This window comes from Phenylobacterium sp. (assembly GCF_046291545.1).
Lineage (GTDB): Bacteria > Pseudomonadota > Alphaproteobacteria > Caulobacterales > Caulobacteraceae > Phenylobacterium.
In genome coordinates, this window is record NZ_JBKBSM010000018.1 from 13,485 (window position 1) to 30,777 (window position 17,293).

Consider the following 17,293-nt stretch of genomic DNA (forward strand, 5'->3'; position numbering starts at 1 on the left):
CAAAGGATGCGTGACAATTATTGTATATTCGCCGCCCACATTGCTTCACCATCATGGGCATTACTGTACTTATGTAAGCATTCGCCCCCCTCAGTTAACGTTGCGCGCAGCATCTTCTCAACATATCGGCGCTCTGTAACCTGGACGTCAGCCGACGGAGCGGCGCCCGACGCCAGGGCGAGGCCTGCCCGCCGCGCGTCAGTCGGCTCTTGCAGCCGCCCCGATCGGCCAGGCGCCCTTGCCATCCGGCCCCGCCCTGGTCCATGGCCGGCCGATCCAGGAGGCCGTCCGTGAGCTCGCACGTCGATCCCCGCTTCACCGGCGTCTGGCGGCGGGAGGCGATCACCACGCCGGACGGCGCCCGCGACGACACCACCCGGGTCTTCTGGCTGCAGACCCGAAGCTGGTACGCCGACATCCGTGTGCCCGCCGGCCGTCCCGTCCGCCCCACGCCCGGCTTGGAGGCCTGTTCCGACGACGAGCTCATCGCCCTCGCCGCCCAGGAGGGCTTCGCCGGCGAGCTGACCGCCGGGCCCCGGGTCCTGAGCTGGCGGCGCGACCTCGACTACCAGCCGCCGGGGGCATGGCCGGACGAGGGGTACTGGGAGCTGGACGCCGACGTCCTCGTCGAGCGGGGCCTCCACGTCGGCTACGAGGAGATCTGGCGCCTGCAGCCGGAAAGCCGCGGCGAGCGCCTGGCCTTCGGCCTGGCCGCCGACGATGCGGCCCCCGGCTGCCGCGGCCTGCTCGTCGTCGCCGGCGACTGCTTCCTGTCGGTGCTGGGGCGACCGAGCGCGCCGCCCGGCCCCACGCTCCACGCCGCGGTGGCCGAGCGCCTCGCGGCCGGCGACCGCGCGGGCGCCCGCGCGCTCCTGGACATGCCGATCGCCTATGGCCGCATCGAGGGCGCCGGCGCGCCCTGGACGGTGACGCTCAGCACCTGCCCCTGGCTGGAGGGCGCAAGCCTCTGGTCCGCCGGACCGCCGGCCTTCGACGCCGACGCCGCCCTGCTGGTCGCCCCATCGGCCGAGGGCGCACGCGCCTGGCGCCTCCTCGACAGCACGCTCGAGCCGGCCGCGGTCGCCGCCCGCCTGCGCCTTGCGCCCTGACCAAGGCCTGACACCGCCCGCGCCCGCGCCCCCTTAGAACGGCGCGCGCACCCCCGCTCCGGCCGCCAGGGCCTGCTGGTAGAGCGCCCAGGCGCTGGAGAGGTCCTGGACGATGCTGCCCAGGGACTTGTAGACCGTCACCTCCTCGGCCGTGCGCCGGCCGGGCAGGCTTTCGTCCAGCACCTGGCCGATCTCGCCCAACACATGGTCGTCGCCGATCAGGCCCGCGGCCTTGGCCCGCAGGATCTCCGCCCCCTGCGCCAGGACCGAAGCCCGGTGGTCGGCGAACACCCGGGCGCGGACCACCAGCGCATCGTCCACCTCCACAGGGCCCGGCCGGCTCGAGCCGACGAGGTTCACGTGGACTCCCGCGTCCAGCCACTCGCCCAGCAGCACCGGCTCGCTGGCCGCCGTGACCGTGCAGACGATGTCCGCCCCGGCCACCGCCTCGCGCGCGCTCGGCGCGGCGCGGATCGGCAGCTCCAGCTCGCGCCCCGCCGCCTCGGCGAAGGCCCGCGCCCGCTCGGGCGAGCGTCCCCACACCACCACCTGGCTCAGCGCCCTCACCTGGGCGATCGCGGCGATGTGGCTGCGGGCCTGTTCGCCATAGCCGAGCACCGCCAGCCGGCTCGCCTCGCGCCGCGCCAGGGCGTCGGTGGCCACCGCCGAGGCCGCCGCCGTGCGGATGGCGGTGATCTCCCCGGCGTGCAGCACCGCCGCCGGCGCCCCGCTCTCGGGATCGAACACCACCACCACGCCCTGGTGCGACTGCAGCCCCTTGGCGAAGTTCTCGGGAAACACGCTGATCAGCTTGGCGCCGAAGGTTTCCCCCGGCCCCATCGCGCCCGGCATCACCCCGAACGCTCCGCCCGCCTCCAGGTCGATGATCCCGCGCAGCAGTTGCCGGGTGCGCCCCTGCGACAGGGCGATCATCGCCTCGCGCACGATCGGGATGCAGACCTCGTAGGTGAGGCGCGCCCGCACTTCCTCGCGGCCGATGACCAGCAGGCCGTCCACGCCTCAGCCGCCCCAGACGTCGGCGGCGTAGCGCAGGAAGTTGCGCCCCAGGATCTTCTCGACCCGCGCCGTCGAATGGCCCCTGGCCTTCAGCCGGTCGGCCAGGTCGTGGAACTGCGTGGGCCCGCGCAGGTCGATGGCGAACTTCAGGATGTCGGCCTTCTCGCCCGGCGCGCCGATCCCCGCCGCCTTGCGCGCCGCCACCTCCTTGGCCACCGCCGCGCGATAGGCGTCCAGGTCGTCCACCTTGGTGATCACCCCGTCGGTGCCCAGGCCCACGTGATCCTCGCCGCACACCTGCACCGCGTGCTCGATGTGGGCGACCACGTCGTCGCCGGTCACATAGCCGTCCTTGTGCAGGAAGGGCATGAAGTAGATGCCGACGAAACCGCCCTTGTCGGCCACCAGGCGCAGCTCCTCGTCGGTCTTGTTGCGCGGCAGGTCCACCAGGGCGCGGCAGCCGGTGTGGTTGATCGAGATCGGCTGGGCCGACGCCCGCGCCGCCTCCAGGCAGGTGGCCTGGCCGCTGTGCGACAGGTCGACCATCAGCCGGTTGGCGTTCAGCCGCTCCACCACCTGGCGGCCGAAGGGGGTCAGACCCCGGTTCTGCGGCGCCGTGGAGCCGTCGCCGATCTGGTTGGCCGGATTGTAGGTGAGCTGGACGACGCGGACGCCCAGGTCGGCGAACATGTCGATGCGGTCCAGGTTGTCGCCGACCATGGCCGCGTTCTGGAAGCCGTAGATCAGGCCGACCTTGCCCGCCTGCTTGGCGCTCACGATGTCGGCCGCCCGGGTCACCTTCAGAAGATGGCCGGGGTGGTCGGCGATCATCCGGTCATAGAGGGCGATGTCGGAAACCGTCGCCTCGAACGGCTCGGCGGGGCCGGCCACATAGCCCAGGGTGCAGTTGATCGCCGTCACGCCGGAGGCGCGGGCGTCGTCCAGCACCCGCTTCGACAGCACCCGCCGCCGCCGCGGCCCCGCCTCGCCCAGGCCCGAGCCGTCGCTCGAGGGGATGTTGGGGTCGTCCAGGCCGCCCAGGGCGTCGACGATGATCGCGTCCTTCCACTCGCTCGCCGCGGCCCGGGCGGCGGGCGCCGCGGCCAGCGCGGGCGCGGCGGCGGCGGCGAGCGCCAGCAGGCGGCGCCGGTCCAGGTCGTTGGGCTTCATCGCTCCCCCTTCGGTCTTAAGGGCCGCTCGCTTCAGGGCCGCTCGCCCTCCTCGGCGGTGATCGGCCGGTACGCCTCGCGCTTGTAGACGGCGCCGCGCTTCACGGTGAAGGCCACCGTGCGCAGATTGGCGATGTCCGCCACCGGGTCGGCCTTCACGAACACCAGATTGGCCAGCTTTCCGGGCTCGACGGTCCCCATCTGCGCCTCCTGGCCCATGGCGCGGGCGCCGATCTGCGTCGCCGAGCGGATCACCTCCAGGTTCGGCATGCCGACCTTCCTCGACAGCAGCTCCAGTTCCTCGTGCAGGGACGGATAGGGCTCGCGCCAGTCCGTCTCCCCGTCGGTGCCGGCGGCGATCTGGACCCCGGCGCGGTAGGCCTGGGCCGTCAGCTCGAACCCGAGCGTCGAGGCGCAGCGGGGCGGCCGGCCCTTGCCGGTGCGGGCGTGGGCCTCCTCGGCTTCCACATAGACCCGCGTGGTCGCGTCCAGGATCACGCCCTCGGCCTTCATCCGCGCGAAGATCGCGCTCATCTGCGGAGGGACGCCGTTCGCGAAGGCCGCGCCCTCGACCGGCGTCGGGTCCTGGTAGCTTCCCGGCTTCTTCGCGTTGAGCTGATAGGCCAGATAGCAGGTGTGGGAGACGACGTCGGGCCGGGCGTCCAGCACCTCCTGCGGCGTCGCCGGGAACACCATGCCGTGGCTCCACACCTTCAGGCCCTGGCGATGCGCCTCCTCGGCGATGCGGCGCACCATGGCCCCGTCCAGGTTGGCGTAGATCTTCACCGCGTCCGCCCCCGTGCCGCGGGCCATGGCGATGGCCAGCGGCATGTCGGTCTCGGGCGTCACCGCCTGCATCCACGGCGCGGTTCCGGGCGCGTAGCCCTGGGCGGCCGCGCCGGTGCGCGGATCGTCGAAGAAGCTAGGCCCCGCCATCAGGGCGGCGAAGTGGATGTCAGGCGCCGGGATCTCGCCCGTCCGCGCCTCCCGCGCCAGTTCGGCCACCGAGCGCAGGTCGTCGGCCATGTCGCGCACCGCGGTCACGCCGCTGTAGAGCTGCCGGCGAAGCACGCCCCGCGCCTGGGCCGCATCCGGCGGCGTGGCCATGTGCACGTGGTCGTCGATCAGCCCTGGCAGCACGTAGAGCCCCGACGCGTCGACGACCCTGGCCTGGGCCGGCGCCGGCTGTCCGGCCGGCCGCACCGCGGCGATGCGCTCACCCTCGACGACGATGTCCATGTCCGGCCGCGGCGGCGCGCCCGTGCCGTCGATCAGGATGGCGCCCCGATAGACCACCACCTCGCCCCCGGGGCCGTCCGCGCTCGCCGCTGTGGCGCCGGGCCAGATGACAACCAGCGCGAGAAACGCCACACGCAGTAACTTCATGACGAGCCTTTATACTGGGAATGCCGCCGCTGTTACGGCCAAGTTCCGAATCTGTCGGTTGGACAACTTTCGCACGGAACACGACGCATTCACCAAAGCAAAGCAGGGCTGACACTTCGCCTCGCTATTGCGCCGTCCCAGTCCATCGCATCCGTGAAGGGGACAGGGATGACGTCGTCACAAGAGCTTGCCACCACTGCTTCCGCCGGCCGCCGCGCAAAGCTTCGGCTGTTCGCGTTCGCCGCTGCGCTGCCGATCTGCGTGATCGCGGCCGGCGCCGCCAGCGCCGAGGAGGCCGCGGAAGCCTCCGTCAGCGAACTGGTGGTCACCGCCTCGCCGATCCGCGAGAGCCTTGAGAAGTCTCTGGAGATCCAGAAGGCGTCGGACAACGTCGTCAACGTCATCGCCGCCGACACGATCGGCCGCTTCCCGGACGCCACCGCCGCCGGGGCCCTGGCCCGCCTGCCGGGCGTCGGCGTCCAGCGCGACCAGGGCCAGGAGCGGTACATCCAGATCCGCGGCGCGCCCACCCGCTGGACCACCGTGGCCCTGGACGGGATCAACGTGCTGGGCGCCGAGGACCGGATCTTCCGCTTTGACTCGGTGCCGGCCGCGCAGATCAGCGAAGTGATCCTGAACAAGACTCTGCTGCCCAACATGCCCGCCGAGTCCCTCGCCGGGCGCGTCAACATCGCCACCTTTTCGCCGCTGAGCCAGCCGGGCTTCCATGGCAACTTCGACGCCGGCGGCGGCTACGTCGACATGGGCGACGGCCCGGTGAAGCAGTACTCTGGCCGGCTGTCCTGGTCCGACGGCACGTGGGGCGTGAGCCTGATCGGCTCGCACTACGAATTCCGGCAGCACACCAACAACGCCGAGCCGCGGTTCGACGACGTCGGCGTCACCCAGCTTCGCATCGCCAAGTACATCATCACCCGCCAGACCCTGTCCTATTCGGGCAAGGTCGAATATCAGCCGGACGACAACAACAAGTTCACCCTCAGCCATCTGAACACCCAGTTCGACGACTACGAGGAACGCAACCAGTACCGCTTCCAGTACAACCGCGCCTGGTCCGGCACGCGCAACTTCGAGACCGCCGACCTCGTGGGCGTGCCGATGGACGCGACCTTCGAGTACGGCAAGTACTCCAACGGCGTCTCGTTCACCGATCTGCACGGCGAACATGACTGGAGCGGCTGGAACGTCGACTGGCACGTGGCCTACACGACCACCGAATTCAACACCTACACCCCGGAAACGGGGATGAGCACCTCCACGGCGCTGAACGCCCCGACCCTGGCCAACGCCGCGCTGCTGCCGTCCATGCACCTGGTGGTCAACGCGATCTCCGAGGGCATCCCGTTCGCCACCCTCTACGACACCGTCAATGTGAACGGCGTGCTGGTGCGCGGCGAGCGCCGCACGGCGCTCGACCAGTCCACCACCGCCTTCCCGCTGCAGTACGCGACCGAGTTCACCTCGACCTTCGAGACCGAGGCCAAGACCGCCAAGTTCGACGTCTCCCGCGAATGGACGAGCTTCGGCGCCGACTCCAAGTTCAGCGCCGGCTTCCAGTACGACAGCCGCAAGCAGGACAACTATTCGACCGCCCTGGTCCGTCCGGACGGGACGGTCGTCTCCGGCAACGCCAGCGGCCTCAACCTGGCCACGGCGGCCGCCCAGCTCGGCCTGCCGTGGACGCCCGAAGCCTTCATCACCGGCAATCCCTGGATCGACCCGTGGCCGCTCGGCTTCACGGTCAACTACATCCACAACCCGGCGCTGGACTACCAGCTCCAGCAGATCATGACCGCGGCCAAGGCCGCCAACGCCAACGGCGCCAACTACGCCGTCTTCGCCGCGGATCCGCGGTCGGTGAACACGGTCGAGGAAAAGGTCGCCGCCGCCTATGCGATGAACCGCTGGGCCTGGGGGCGCAGCACCCTGACCGCCGGCCTGCGCGTCGAGCACACCCAGATCGACACCACCGGGTTCGCCACCCGCGGCTCGACCCGCACGCCGATCAGCCTGTCGAGCGAGGACACCAAGGTGTTCCCGAGCCTCCACTACAATTTCGACTACTCCGACACGCTGAAGCTGCGCGCCGCCCTCATCTCCGGCCAGGCGCGGCCCAGCCTCGCCGACATGCGCGCCACGGTCTCGGTGAACGACACGAGCCAGACCGTCTCCGGCGGCAACCCCGAACTCGTCCCTGAATCCGCCTACGGTCTCGACCTGTCGGCCGAGTGGTACTTCGCCCCCTCGTCCCTGCTGGCGGTCAGCGCCTACCACCGCGAGGTCAAGGACGTGCTGTTCGACTCCACCTCGATCGTGGGCGACACCAGCTACAACTTCGACGGGGTCGACCGCAGCACCTACACCTTCAGCTCCGTGGCGAACGGCGGCGACGGCCACCTCACCGGCCTGGAGTTCGTCTACAACCAGCCCTGGACCTTCCTGCCCGGCCCGCTCTCGGGCTTCGGCATCCAGGGCAGCCTGGCCTTCACCAAGGGCGAGTTCGACACGCCCGAGGGCGAGTCGGTGGAATTCCCCGGCACCTCCGACCGGATCACCAACGTCACCCTGTTCTACGAGAAGTACCGGCTCTCGGCGCGGCTCAGCTGGCAGCACCGCACGCCCTGGCTGGACGAGGTCTTCCCCAGCGGCAGCAGCGCCAACCAGAACCTCTACTGGGCCGAGCAGCAGCGAGTGGATTTCTCGGCCCGCTACCAGGTCAACGAATACCTCTCGCTGTTCATGGACGCCAACAACCTCACCGACGAGACGGGCGTCCGCTACCAGGGCTCGGAGAACCGGCCCTACGAGGTCGAGAACTTCGGCCGCAAGTTCCTCTTCGGCGTGCGCGCCACCTTCTGATCCCCTGCCGGTCGGCGGGCCGCACCCCCTCTCGCGGCCCGCGGCTGGAACCCTCGGCGCCCCTGTCTCACCGGCGGGGGCGCCGATCCTTTTTCAGGCGATGCTGTTCTTGAGGCGCGCGCCGGCGGCCTCAGCCGTACGCCGGCTCCAGGTCGACGACCACGGCGGCGTGGTCGCTGGGGAACCATCCCTGGGCGTCGGGTCGGTCCAGCGCCAGGAAGCGGCGGCGCACCCGCCAGCTCCGCTTGGGAGCGAACAGCAAGGCGTGGTCGATGGTGCGTGCGAAAGCCGGCGCCTGTCCGACGGACGGGCCCAGCAGGGTCGCGCGGCGGGGATGGTCGGCTTCGGGGCGGTCGGGCGGCTCGCATTGCCGAAGCGCCTGAGCCAGCTCCTCGGCCTCCAGCGGCGCGTTGAAGTCGCCGACCGCCAGGATCGCGCCGGACCAGTCCCGGCGCGCCCAGTCCAGGGCCTCGCCGAGCTGACGGCCGCGAAGCTCGGCGGCCTCGGGGCCGCGCAGGTGCGTCAGATGCAGGTTCACGATGCGCAGCGCCCCGCCCTCCCCCGCCACGTCCAGGCGCTGGGCGATGCGCTCGCCGTCGGCCGGATGGCTGGTCAGGGCGCAGGCCGCCTCCGCGGCGGCCGGGCGGCGCGTCAGGCTCGCCAGGCCCGAGGTGCAGGCGACCTCCGCCTGCCCGTGCCGCCTCAGCTTGGCGCGGGCGGGCCGGGCCAGCACCTGCATCCGCGTCATTCGCCCCAGATGCTCTGCGGTGTCGCTGCCCTCAGCGGCGAAGCATTCCTGGAGGCAGACGACGTCGGGCGACAGCATCGCCAGGCCCTGCCCCATCAGCCCGAGGCGGCGATCGTACTCGCCCTCGTTCTTCCAGGTGTTGAGGGTGACGACGCGCACGCGGGCTTCAGCCGACGCGCGCGCCGCCGGCCCAGACCCCGCGCAGCACCGGCAGGCTCTCGACCGGACGCACCCGCAACAGGTCCGCCCGCAGGCCGGGCTCGATCGCGCCGCGGTCGCTCAGGCCCGCCGCGGCCGCGGCCGTGGCCGTCACCACCGCCACCGCCTCGGCCAGGGGCCAGTCGAAGGGCGGCGCGGCCAGGGCGAAGGCGCACTCGATCAGGCTGCGCGGCACGTAGTCCGAGGCGAAGGCGTCCAGGAGGTCGGCGTTGGCGAGGTCGGCGGCCGGGACATTGCCCGAATATGAGCCGCCGCGGATCAGGTTGGGTCCCCCCATGACGATGATCATCCCCCGGGCGCGGGCCCGCTCGGCCGCCTCCACCGTCACCGGGAACTCGGCCACGGTCGCGCCCAGGTCCGCGGCCTCGTCGATCTGGGCGGCGTCCTCGTCGTCGTGGCTGACCAGGGCGGCGCCGCGGGCGTGGGCGACCTCGGCCACCAGCTTGCGGTTGGCCGCGGCGTTGCGCGCCTGGCGCTCGCGCGAGTCGGCCAGCCGCTGCTGGACCGCCTCCTCGCTCATGCCCCCCGCCCGCCACTTGTCGAGAAAGGCCTCCAGGTTGCGGTACTGCCTCTGCCCGGGCGTGTGGTCCATCAGCGAGAACATGGCGGCCATGGGGTGGTCGGCCAGCGGCGCGAGCCGCGCCTCCAGCTCGTCGGCCGTCGTCTCGCAGCGCCAGTGGATGTGGTGCTGGGCCTTCAGCATGCCGGCGTCGCGGGCCGCCAGCAGGCCCTGGGCCAGCCGGGTCAGGTTGTCTTGCCCGCGGGAGACCGCGCCGTTGAACGAGCCGACGCTCAGCGAGTCGTAGATCGTCGTCACCCCGACCGAGACGCAGCCGGCGTCATGCGTCACCGCCGCCGACACTGGGTTCCAGTCGATGTTCGGCCGCGGGAAGAAGTGGCGCTCCAGGTTGTCGGTGTGGATGTCCACCACCCCCGGCATCAGGACGTCGCCCTCCAGGTCCTCGCCCACGGCGCTCGGCCCGCGGTCGACCGCGGCGATCAGCCCGTCGCGGACGACGACCGAGCCGATGAAATCCTCGTCGCGCGTGACCACGCGCGCGTTTCGAAACGCAAGCTCCACACTAGGCTCCCGAGATGTCCTGTTCGTCCACGTTGTCGGCGAATTCGAGCATCAGCTCCTGGGCCGCCCGCCCCTCGCCGTACTCCAGCGGCCGGCCGAGGCCGTCGACGTTGAGGTAGCGGCGGATCAGCAGCGGCACGTGCCGCGGCAGGTGCAGCAGTTCGGCCTCCTGCACGCTCGGCAGGCGCGCCGAGATGTAGATCCTGCGCCGCGTGTAGTCCGGCACCCCGCTGTCGATCAGCGTCTGGGTGATGGTGCCGCGCGTGCGGTACATCTCCACGAAGGTCGGGAACCGCTCGAAGCTGAAGAAGTGCTGGCTCAGGCCCACCGGCTCGCCGTCGATCAGCCGCAGCCGCTCCAGGTGCACCACCGGCTTGCCCGGCTTCAGGCCGAGTTCGGCCGCGACCTTCTGGTCGGCGGGCCGCACGTCCAGTTTCAGTGTCCGCGTGCTCGGCTCGCGGCCGCTGTTGGCCACCGCCTCGGTGAACCGCGGGCGGCGCACCAGCCGCGCCGGACGGGTCGGCCGGCGCACGAAACTTCCGCGTCCCTGAGTGGATTCCACCACGCCCTTGTCCTGCAGATAGGACAAGGCCCGGCGGACGGTGTGGCGGTTGACCATGAACTGGCGGGACAGCTCGTATTCGGTGGGTAGTTTGTCCCCCGGACACAGCTCCTTGGCCTCGATGCGGCGCTCCAGCGACCGCGAGATCTCACGCCACAACGGCGAATTCGTCGCCATTTCTACACTCCTTTAGAAGTTTCGAGCGGTCGTCTAGACAAGTTTTACTATCGTTATATAACCTTCATGCTTGCTCTATTGCTGCCGAGAGCGAGTTACACTACCAATCATCTCAGACGAATACAACATCTCGCTAAGTTGTCGGAGGTGAAGAATGCCGGTCGATCCGGTTGTCGAGGCGGCGCCGATGGAGCGGCGACGCTGGATGTCGATCCTCGCCAAGGCGCGGGCCGACGAGGTGGTCCAGGCCTGGGACGGGCTCGAGACGCGTCCCGACTACGTGGCCCTGCGCGCGCCCGAACTGGGGCTGATGCTGGTCCGCGGCCGCATGGGCGGGGGCGGCGACGCCTTCAACCTGGGCGAGATGACCCTCACCCGCGCCGCCGTGCGCCTTGAGAGCGGCGAGACCGGCGTGTCCTACGTGGCCGGCCGCGACCGCCGCCACGCCGAGATCGCCGCGGCGGTCGACGCGATGATGCAGTCCCCGGCCCTGCGCCCGCGGGTCGAAGGCGCGGTCGTCGCCCGCCTGGCCCGGGCCCAGGACGAGCGCCGCGCCGCCGCCGCCCGCAAGGCCGCGGCCACCCGCGTCGATTTCTTCACCATGGTCCGCACCCGGGGGCCCGCCTGATGACGACCCTCGACACCCCCGCCCTGGACCTCGCCCAGGTCCGTCCGGCCTTCTCCGACCCGATGCGGGATTCCCAGTCGGTGTTCCGCAAGGTGATGGAGGCGGTCGCCCGTCCCGGCACCATCGCCGACCTCTCCGGCGCGGTCGAGCCGCCCGCCGGCCTTGAGGTCGCCTCGGCGGCCGTGGCCCTCACCCTGTTCGACTTCGAGACGCCGGTGTGGATCGACCCGTCCCTGGCCGGCGGCGAGACCGCGACCTGGCTGCGCTTCCACTGCGGCTGCCCGCTGACGGCCGACACCGCCAACGCCGCCTTCGCGGTCGCGACGGACATGGCCAAGGCGCCGCCGCTCTCGGCCTTCAACCAGGGCGACGCCAAGTATCCGGACCGCTCCACCACCCTGGTGCTGCAGGTCGCCGCCCTGCAGGGCGGCCGCCCCGTCGTCCTGCGCGGCCCGGGCGTGAAGGATCAGATCACGGTCGCCCCCGCCGGCCTGCCCGACGGGTTCTGGGACCAGTTCGAGACCAACACTGCGCAATTCCAGTTCGGCGTCGACGTCCTGCTGGTGGCGGGCGCGTCGCTGACCGCCCTGCCGCGCTCCGTGCGCGTCGAAATCCAAGGAGGCTGACCATGGCTTATGTGTCCGTCAAAGGGGGCGAGAAGGCGATCACCAACGCCCACCAGTGGCTCGCCGAGGAGCGCCGGGGCGACCCGGCCGTGGCCGAGCTCGAGGTGGCCCAGGTGCGCGAGCAGCTCTCCCTCGCCGTCGACCGGGTGATGGCCGAAGGCTCCTGCTACGACCGCGACCTCGCCGCCCTGGCGGTGAAGCAGGCCCGCGGCGACCTGCCCGAGGCCGTCTTCCTCCTGCGGGCCTACCGCACCACCCTGCCCCGCTTCGGCGCCTCCGCGCCGATCGAGACGGGGCAGATGGCGGTCCGCCGCCGCGTCTCGGCCGCCTTCAAGGACATCCCGGGCGGCCAGGTGCTCGGCCCGACGTTCGACTACACCCACCGCCTGCTCGACTTCGCCCTGGCGGCCGAGGGCGGCGCGGCGACGCCGCAGGCCCCCCAGGCCGAGGAGCCCCAGGCCTGGCCGATGCCGACCATCGGCTCGGTCTTCGCCCATGAGGACCTGCTCGAGCACGACGAGCGGATCGAGGACGCCCCCGAGCCCTTCGACCTGACCCGCGAGCCGATGAGCTTCCCGGCCGGGCGCGACCAGCGCCTCCAGGCCCTGGCCCGCGGCGACGAGGGCTTCCTGCTCTCCCTGGCCTATTCCTCCCAGCGCGGCTGGGGCTCGACCCACCCGCTCTGCGGCGAGATCCGCCTGGGCGAGGTCGCCGTCGAGTTCGTCCCCGAGGAGCTCGGCTTCCCGATCGAGGTCGGCGAGATAACGGTCACCGAATGCCAGATGCTGTCGGGCTTCTCCGGCTCGGCGGAGCGGGCGCCCCAGTACACCCGCGGCTACGGCCTGACCTTCGGCCACTGCGAGCGCAAGGCCATGAGCATGGCCATCGTCGACCGCGCCCTGCGCCACCGCGAGGTGGGCGAACGCGCCGACGCGCCCGTCCAGGACGAGGAGTTCGTCCTCTATCACTCCGACAACGTGGAGGCCTCCGGCTTCGTGCAGCACCTGAAGCTGCCCCACTACGTCGATTTCCAGGCGGACCTGCAGCTCATCCGCCGCCTCCGCCGCGAGCATTTCGAACGCCGCGCCGCGATGAAGGAAGCCGCAGAATGACCACGCCCTCGCGGCCCAACGAGGCCGAGCGCTACTACAACTACGCCTATCTGGACGAGCAGACGAAGCGGATGATCCGCCGCGCCATCCTCAAGGCCCTGGCCATTCCCGGCTACCAGGTGCCCTTCGGCTCGCGCGAGATGCCGGTCCCCTACGGCTGGGGCACCGGCGGCATCCAGCTCACCGCGGCCATCATCGGCCCGGACGACGTCTACAAGTGCATCGACCAGGGCGCGGACGACACCACCAACGCGGTCTCGATCCGCCGCTTCTTCGCCAAGGTGGCCGACGTCGAGGTCACCGAGGACACCGGCGAGGCGACGATCATCCAGACCCGCCACCGGATCCCGGAAAAGCCGCTCAAGGCCGGCCAGGTCCTGGTCTTCCAGGTGCCCCAGCCCGAGCCCCTGCGGGGCCTGGAGCCGCGCGAGACCGAGACCCGGGCGATGCACGCCTACGAGGAGTACGGCCTGCAGTACGTCTCCCTCTACGAGAGCGTCTCCCGCTACGGGCGCATCGCGGCCACCGCCGGCTATCCGGTGATGATCGAGGAGCGCTACCTGATGTCGCCCTCGCCGATCCCCAAGTTCGACAACCCCAAGATGGGCGACAACGAAGCCATCATGCTGTTCGGCGCCGGGCGCGAGAAGCGCATCTACGCCGTGCCGCCCCACACCAGGGTGCGCAGCCTGGACTTCGAGGACTATCCCTTCGAGGTGCAGACCTGGGAGGAGAGCTGCGCCCTCTGCGGCGCCGACGACTCCTACCTCGACGAGGTCATCCTCGATGACGACGGGGCCAAGATGTACGTCTGCTCCGACAGCCACCATTGCGCCGAGCGCCGCGCCGCCGGCCACGTCGGCCCCATGGCCGGCCACCAGTTGGCCCACCTCGACGAACAGCAGCCCGAGGACGCCCCGACCCGGAAGGAGCCGGCCTGATGAACGCCATGTCCCGCACCATCGAGGCCGCCCCGCTCCTGAAGGTGGACGGCCTTAGCAAGTGGTACGGCCACGTCCTGGGCTGCCGCGACGTGTCCTTCGAAATGCGCCCGGGCGAGATCCTGGGCGTGGTCGGCGAGAGCGGCTCGGGCAAGACGACCCTGCTCAACTGCATCTCGGGCAAGCTGACGCCGTCCTCCGGCTCGATCCAGTTCGAGACCAGCCGCTTCGGCCTGACCGACATCTACAGCCTGTCCGAGCCCGACCGCCGGCGGATGCAGCGGGAGGACTGGGGCTTCGTCCACCAGAACCCGCGCGACGGCCTGCGCATGCGCGTGTCCGGCGGCGCCAACGTGGCCGAGCCGCTGATGAACCTCGGCCAGCGCCACTACGGCAAGATGCGCCAGGCCACCATCGACTGGCTGGAGCGCGTCGAGCTCGACACCCGCCGCATCGACGACCGGCCGCAGAACTTCTCCGGCGGCATGCAGCAGCGCATCCAGGTGGCCCGCAACCTGATCCACGGGCCCAAGCTGGTGTTCATGGACGAGCCCACCGGCGGGCTGGACGTCTCGGTGCAGGCCCGCCTGCTCGACCTCCTGCGCGAACTCGTCCGCGACCTGCGCCTGGCGGTGATCATCGTCACCCACGACATGGCCGTGGCCCGGCTGATGGCCGACCGCCTGATGGTCATGAAGAGCGGCCACGTCATCGAGACCGGCCTCACCGACCAGGTGCTGGACGATCCCCAGCATCCCTACACCCAGCTTCTCGTCTCCTCCGTCCTGCAGATCTGAGATCCCCATGTCCGAAGCTTCCAAGCCCCTGATCGTGGTCGAGGACCTGGCCAAGACCTTCGTGCTGCACAACGCCGAGTCGGCGGTGATCCCGGTGTTCCAGGGCCTGCGGCTCGAGGTGTCCCCGGGCGAGTGCGTGGTGCTGTCCGGCGAGAGCGGGGTCGGCAAGTCGACCCTGATGCGTTCGGTCTACGGCAACTACCTGCCCAGCTCCGGCTCGGTGAAGGTGCTGCACGACGGCCAGTACGTCGACATCACCCGGGCCAGCCCGCACGAGGTGCTGGAGGTCCGCCGCCGCACCCTCGGCTACGTCAGCCAGTTCCTGCGGGTGATCCCCCGCATCCCGACCCTGCAGCTCGTCATGGAGCCGCTCCTGGAGAACGGCGTGCCGGTCGAGGAGGCGCGGGAACGTGCGGCCGGCCTGCTCTCGGCCCTGCGCCTGCCGGAAGCCCACTGGGACCTGCCTCCCGCCACCTTCTCCGGGGGCGAGCAGCAGCGGGTGAACATCGCCCGCAGCTTCATCCGCGAGTACCCGGTGCTGCTGCTGGACGAGCCCACCGCCTCCCTGGACGCCGAGAACCGGGCGATCGTGGTGCAGCTCATCAAGCAGGCCCTCGGCAAGGGCGCGGCCATGATCGGCATCTTCCACGACCAGGACGTGCGCGACGCGGTGGCGACCCGGCTCTTCCCCGTGGCCCAGTTCAAGGCGGCGGCCTGACCATGACCCAGCAAGAGACCCGCATCTTCTCCGAACAGATCGTCACCCCCGATGGCGCGGTCCGCGGCGAGGTCGTCCTGCGCGGAGACCGGATCCACGCCGTCGAGCCGCGGGAAAGCGCCCCGGCCGGGGCGCTGGACTGGGGCCGCGATCTCCTGATCCCCGGCTTGGTCGACATCCACACCGACAACTTCGAAAAGCACTATCAGCCCCGCCCCGGCGCCCTGTGGGACGCCTATGGCGCGGCCCTGGCCCACGACGGCCAGTGCGCCGCCGCCGGGATCACCACCGTGTTCGACAGCCTCAGCCTGCACGGCCGCAAGGACGGGCTGGACCGCAAGGAGTCCCTGGGGCCGATGATCGCCGCCATGGACGCGGCCCAGGACGACGGGGTGCTGCGCGCCGATCACCTCCTGCACCTGCGCTGCGAGGTGACCAATCCCGAGCTGCTGGCCCTGCTCGAACCGCACGCCGACAATCCGCGTCTGAAGCTCCTGTCGGTGATGGACCACACCCCGGGCCAGCGCCAGACCGCCAACACCGAGCGCTTTCACGAGCGCATGGTCGCCGCCGGCCGCTCCCAGGACGAGATCGAGGAGATGCTCGCCCGCCGCCACGCCGGGCGCGATCCGTCCGTCGCCTACTCCAACCGCCGCAGCGTCGTCGGCTTCGCCCGGGAATACGGCCTGCCCCTCGCCGCCCACGACGACGAGAGCCTGGAGCACGTCGAGGAAGCCCACGACGACGGCTGCGTCATCGCCGAGTTCCCCGTCACCCTGGCGGCGGCCAAGGCGGCGCGGGGCTACGGGATGCTCGTGGCCATGGGCGGCCCTAACTTCGTGCGCGGCGGCTCGCATTCGGGCAATCTGTCGGCGCGCGAAGCGGCTGAGGCCGACGTGCTCGACATCATCGCCTCGGACTACGTGCCGCTTTCCATACTCCGTTCCGCCTTCCTCCTGATCGACGACATGGGCTGGGCGCCCGAGCGCGCCATCGCCACGGTCGCGGCCAATCCCGCCCGCAGCGTCGGCCTTGTCGACCGCGGCGAAATCGCCCCCGGCCAGCGCGCCGACCTGGTGCGCGTGTTCCGCGGCGCGGGCGGCTGGCCGGCCCCGGTCGAGGTCTGGCGCCAGGGCGCGCGCGTGGCATGACGGCCCGCTACGCGATCTACTACGCGCCGCCGAAGGACAGCGCGCTCACGGCCATGGCCTCGGCCTGGCTGGGGCGCGACGCCTGGTCGGGTGAAGCTCTCGCGCGGCCGGCCCTGCCCGGCCTGGAGGGGCTGGACCTGGACGCCCTGACCGCCGATCCCCGCGGCTACGGCTTCCACGCGACCCTGAAGGCGCCCTTCGAGCTGGCGGAGGGCGTCGCCGAGGCCGAGCTCCTGGACTTCGCCGGCGTCTTCGCCGCGCGCCAGGCCCCGTTCACCGCCGCCGTCGCCCCGGCGGCCCTGGGCCGCTTCCTCGCCTTCCGCCTGCAGGCGCCTGCCCCGCAGATGGATGCGCTGCACGGGGCCTGCGTGCGTGACTTCGACCCGTTCCGCGCCCCGCTCAGCGACTACGACCTGGCCAGGCGCCGCAAGGCGCCGCTGACGCCGGAGCAGGATTCGCGCCTGATCTCCTGGGGTTATCCTTACATCTTCGAGGACTTTCGCTTCCACATGACGCTCACCGGCGCGATCCGCGATGCGGATGTGGCCGAGCGGGTCCTGGCCGCCCTTCAGACGCATTTCGCGCCGGTCTCCGGCGACCACCGCTTCGACGGCGTCGCGGTGTTCAAGCAGGCGGACCGCGCCGCCCCCTTCCATATCCTGGAGCGCTTCGCCTTCACGGCGGCCCCCGCCGAGGCCGACGCGCCCTAGCTCGCCTGCCGCCATAGCCGTCCCGGACAGCGCGCAGCGCCTGTCCGGGACCCATCGCCCCAAGCCTGCGTGACCCGCCCTTCAAGGTCGAAAAACCTTGACTTTGGGCTGGATTGATGTTCTCTTTTTGTTCATGTTCAACCCAGACGACATGGCCGATCTTCAGCAACGGGCGCTGAAGGAGCTGGTCGAGCTGGGGCTGGAAGTCTCCCGCGAGCTCAAGGCCAAGGTCGCCCTGGTCGCCAGCGTCGAGGACGCCGAG

The 17,293-nt window shown here is 70.9% G+C and carries 16 protein-coding genes; 10 read left to right on the plus strand and 6 right to left on the minus strand.

Annotation, left to right across the window (positions count from 1 at the left end):
• Positions 1-290 precede the first annotated feature (290 nt).
• Complete coding sequence (locus tag ACK4YQ_RS18800; protein WP_409613604.1) at positions 291-1,109, plus strand: hypothetical protein; 819 nt, start codon at positions 291-293, stop codon at positions 1,107-1,109.
• Between the two features lie 33 nt (positions 1,110-1,142).
• On the opposite strand, the gene ACK4YQ_RS18805 is transcribed toward ACK4YQ_RS18800, so the two are convergent.
• Genes ACK4YQ_RS18805 through ACK4YQ_RS18815 form a run of 3 tightly spaced genes read right to left on the minus strand, consistent with a single transcriptional unit; the run spans position 1,143 to position 4,681 of the window.
• Positions 1,143-2,126, minus strand: a complete 984-nt coding sequence (locus ACK4YQ_RS18805; RefSeq protein WP_409613607.1) for an ornithine cyclodeaminase family protein — start codon at positions 2,124-2,126, stop codon at positions 1,143-1,145.
• Between the two features lie 3 nt (positions 2,127-2,129).
• Positions 2,130-3,296 carry a dipeptidase gene (locus tag ACK4YQ_RS18810; RefSeq protein WP_409613610.1) on the minus strand — a complete coding sequence of 389 codons (1,167 nt, stop codon included), beginning with the start codon at positions 3,294-3,296 and terminating at the stop codon, positions 2,130-2,132.
• A 32-nt stretch (positions 3,297-3,328) separates the two neighbouring features.
• Positions 3,329-4,681 (minus strand): amidohydrolase family protein, encoded by a 1,353-nt coding sequence (locus ACK4YQ_RS18815; RefSeq protein ID WP_409613613.1) that lies wholly within the window; start codon positions 4,679-4,681, stop codon positions 3,329-3,331.
• A 168-nt stretch (positions 4,682-4,849) separates the two neighbouring features.
• On the opposite strand from ACK4YQ_RS18815, the gene ACK4YQ_RS18820 reads away from it, so the two are divergent.
• On the plus strand, positions 4,850-7,561 hold the full coding sequence (locus ACK4YQ_RS18820) for a TonB-dependent receptor (protein ID WP_409613616.1): 2,712 nt from the start codon (positions 4,850-4,852) through the stop codon (positions 7,559-7,561).
• Between the two features lie 130 nt (positions 7,562-7,691).
• On the opposite strand, the gene ACK4YQ_RS18825 is transcribed toward ACK4YQ_RS18820, so the two are convergent.
• Genes ACK4YQ_RS18825 through phnF form a run of 3 tightly spaced genes read right to left on the minus strand, consistent with a single transcriptional unit; the run spans position 7,692 to position 10,348 of the window.
• Positions 7,692-8,468, minus strand: coding sequence for an endonuclease/exonuclease/phosphatase family protein (locus ACK4YQ_RS18825; RefSeq protein ID WP_409613619.1), 777 nt, complete (start codon positions 8,466-8,468; stop codon positions 7,692-7,694).
• A gap of 7 nt (positions 8,469-8,475) precedes the next feature.
• Positions 8,476-9,609: an alpha-D-ribose 1-methylphosphonate 5-triphosphate diphosphatase gene (locus tag ACK4YQ_RS18830; RefSeq protein WP_409613622.1), complete on the minus strand. Its 1,134-nt coding sequence runs from the start codon at positions 9,607-9,609 to the stop codon at positions 8,476-8,478.
• Between the two features lies 1 nt (position 9,610).
• Entirely contained in the window at positions 9,611-10,348 is a 738-nt protein-coding gene (gene phnF, locus ACK4YQ_RS18835; protein ID WP_409613625.1) for a phosphonate metabolism transcriptional regulator PhnF, read from the minus strand.
• A 154-nt stretch (positions 10,349-10,502) separates the two neighbouring features.
• Between phnF and phnG the strand changes: the two genes are divergently transcribed.
• Genes phnG through ACK4YQ_RS18875 form a run of 8 tightly spaced genes read left to right on the plus strand, consistent with a single transcriptional unit; the run spans position 10,503 to position 17,031 of the window.
• The gene (gene phnG, locus ACK4YQ_RS18840) at positions 10,503-10,976 is read left to right on the plus strand and encodes a phosphonate C-P lyase system protein PhnG (RefSeq protein WP_409613628.1); all 474 of its coding nucleotides are present in this window, start codon (positions 10,503-10,505) and stop codon (positions 10,974-10,976) included.
• On the plus strand, positions 10,976-11,602 hold the full coding sequence (gene phnH, locus ACK4YQ_RS18845) for a phosphonate C-P lyase system protein PhnH (RefSeq protein WP_409613631.1): 627 nt from the start codon (positions 10,976-10,978) through the stop codon (positions 11,600-11,602). Before phnG ends, phnH begins: the two co-directional genes overlap by 1 nt.
• Before the next feature lie 2 nt (positions 11,603-11,604).
• Positions 11,605-12,714, plus strand: a complete 1,110-nt coding sequence (locus tag ACK4YQ_RS18850; RefSeq protein ID WP_409613634.1) for a carbon-phosphorus lyase complex subunit PhnI — start codon at positions 11,605-11,607, stop codon at positions 12,712-12,714.
• A complete protein-coding gene (locus ACK4YQ_RS18855) occupies positions 12,711-13,655 on the plus strand; it encodes an alpha-D-ribose 1-methylphosphonate 5-phosphate C-P-lyase PhnJ (protein WP_409613637.1) in 945 nt (314 codons plus the stop codon). The genes ACK4YQ_RS18850 and ACK4YQ_RS18855 overlap by 4 nt, the downstream gene beginning before the upstream one ends.
• Positions 13,655-14,452, plus strand: a complete 798-nt coding sequence (gene phnK, locus ACK4YQ_RS18860; protein WP_409613640.1) for a phosphonate C-P lyase system protein PhnK — start codon at positions 13,655-13,657, stop codon at positions 14,450-14,452. The genes ACK4YQ_RS18855 and phnK overlap by 1 nt, the downstream gene beginning before the upstream one ends.
• A 7-nt stretch (positions 14,453-14,459) precedes the next feature.
• Positions 14,460-15,170: a phosphonate C-P lyase system protein PhnL gene (gene phnL / locus ACK4YQ_RS18865; RefSeq protein ID WP_409613643.1), complete on the plus strand. Its 711-nt coding sequence runs from the start codon at positions 14,460-14,462 to the stop codon at positions 15,168-15,170.
• Between the two features lie 2 nt (positions 15,171-15,172).
• Complete coding sequence (locus ACK4YQ_RS18870) at positions 15,173-16,321, plus strand: alpha-D-ribose 1-methylphosphonate 5-triphosphate diphosphatase (protein ID WP_409613646.1); 1,149 nt, start codon at positions 15,173-15,175, stop codon at positions 16,319-16,321.
• The gene (locus ACK4YQ_RS18875) at positions 16,318-17,031 is read left to right on the plus strand and encodes a DUF1045 domain-containing protein (protein ID WP_409613649.1); all 714 of its coding nucleotides are present in this window, start codon (positions 16,318-16,320) and stop codon (positions 17,029-17,031) included. The genes ACK4YQ_RS18870 and ACK4YQ_RS18875 overlap by 4 nt, the downstream gene beginning before the upstream one ends.
• The last annotated feature ends 262 nt before the right edge of the window (positions 17,032-17,293 follow it).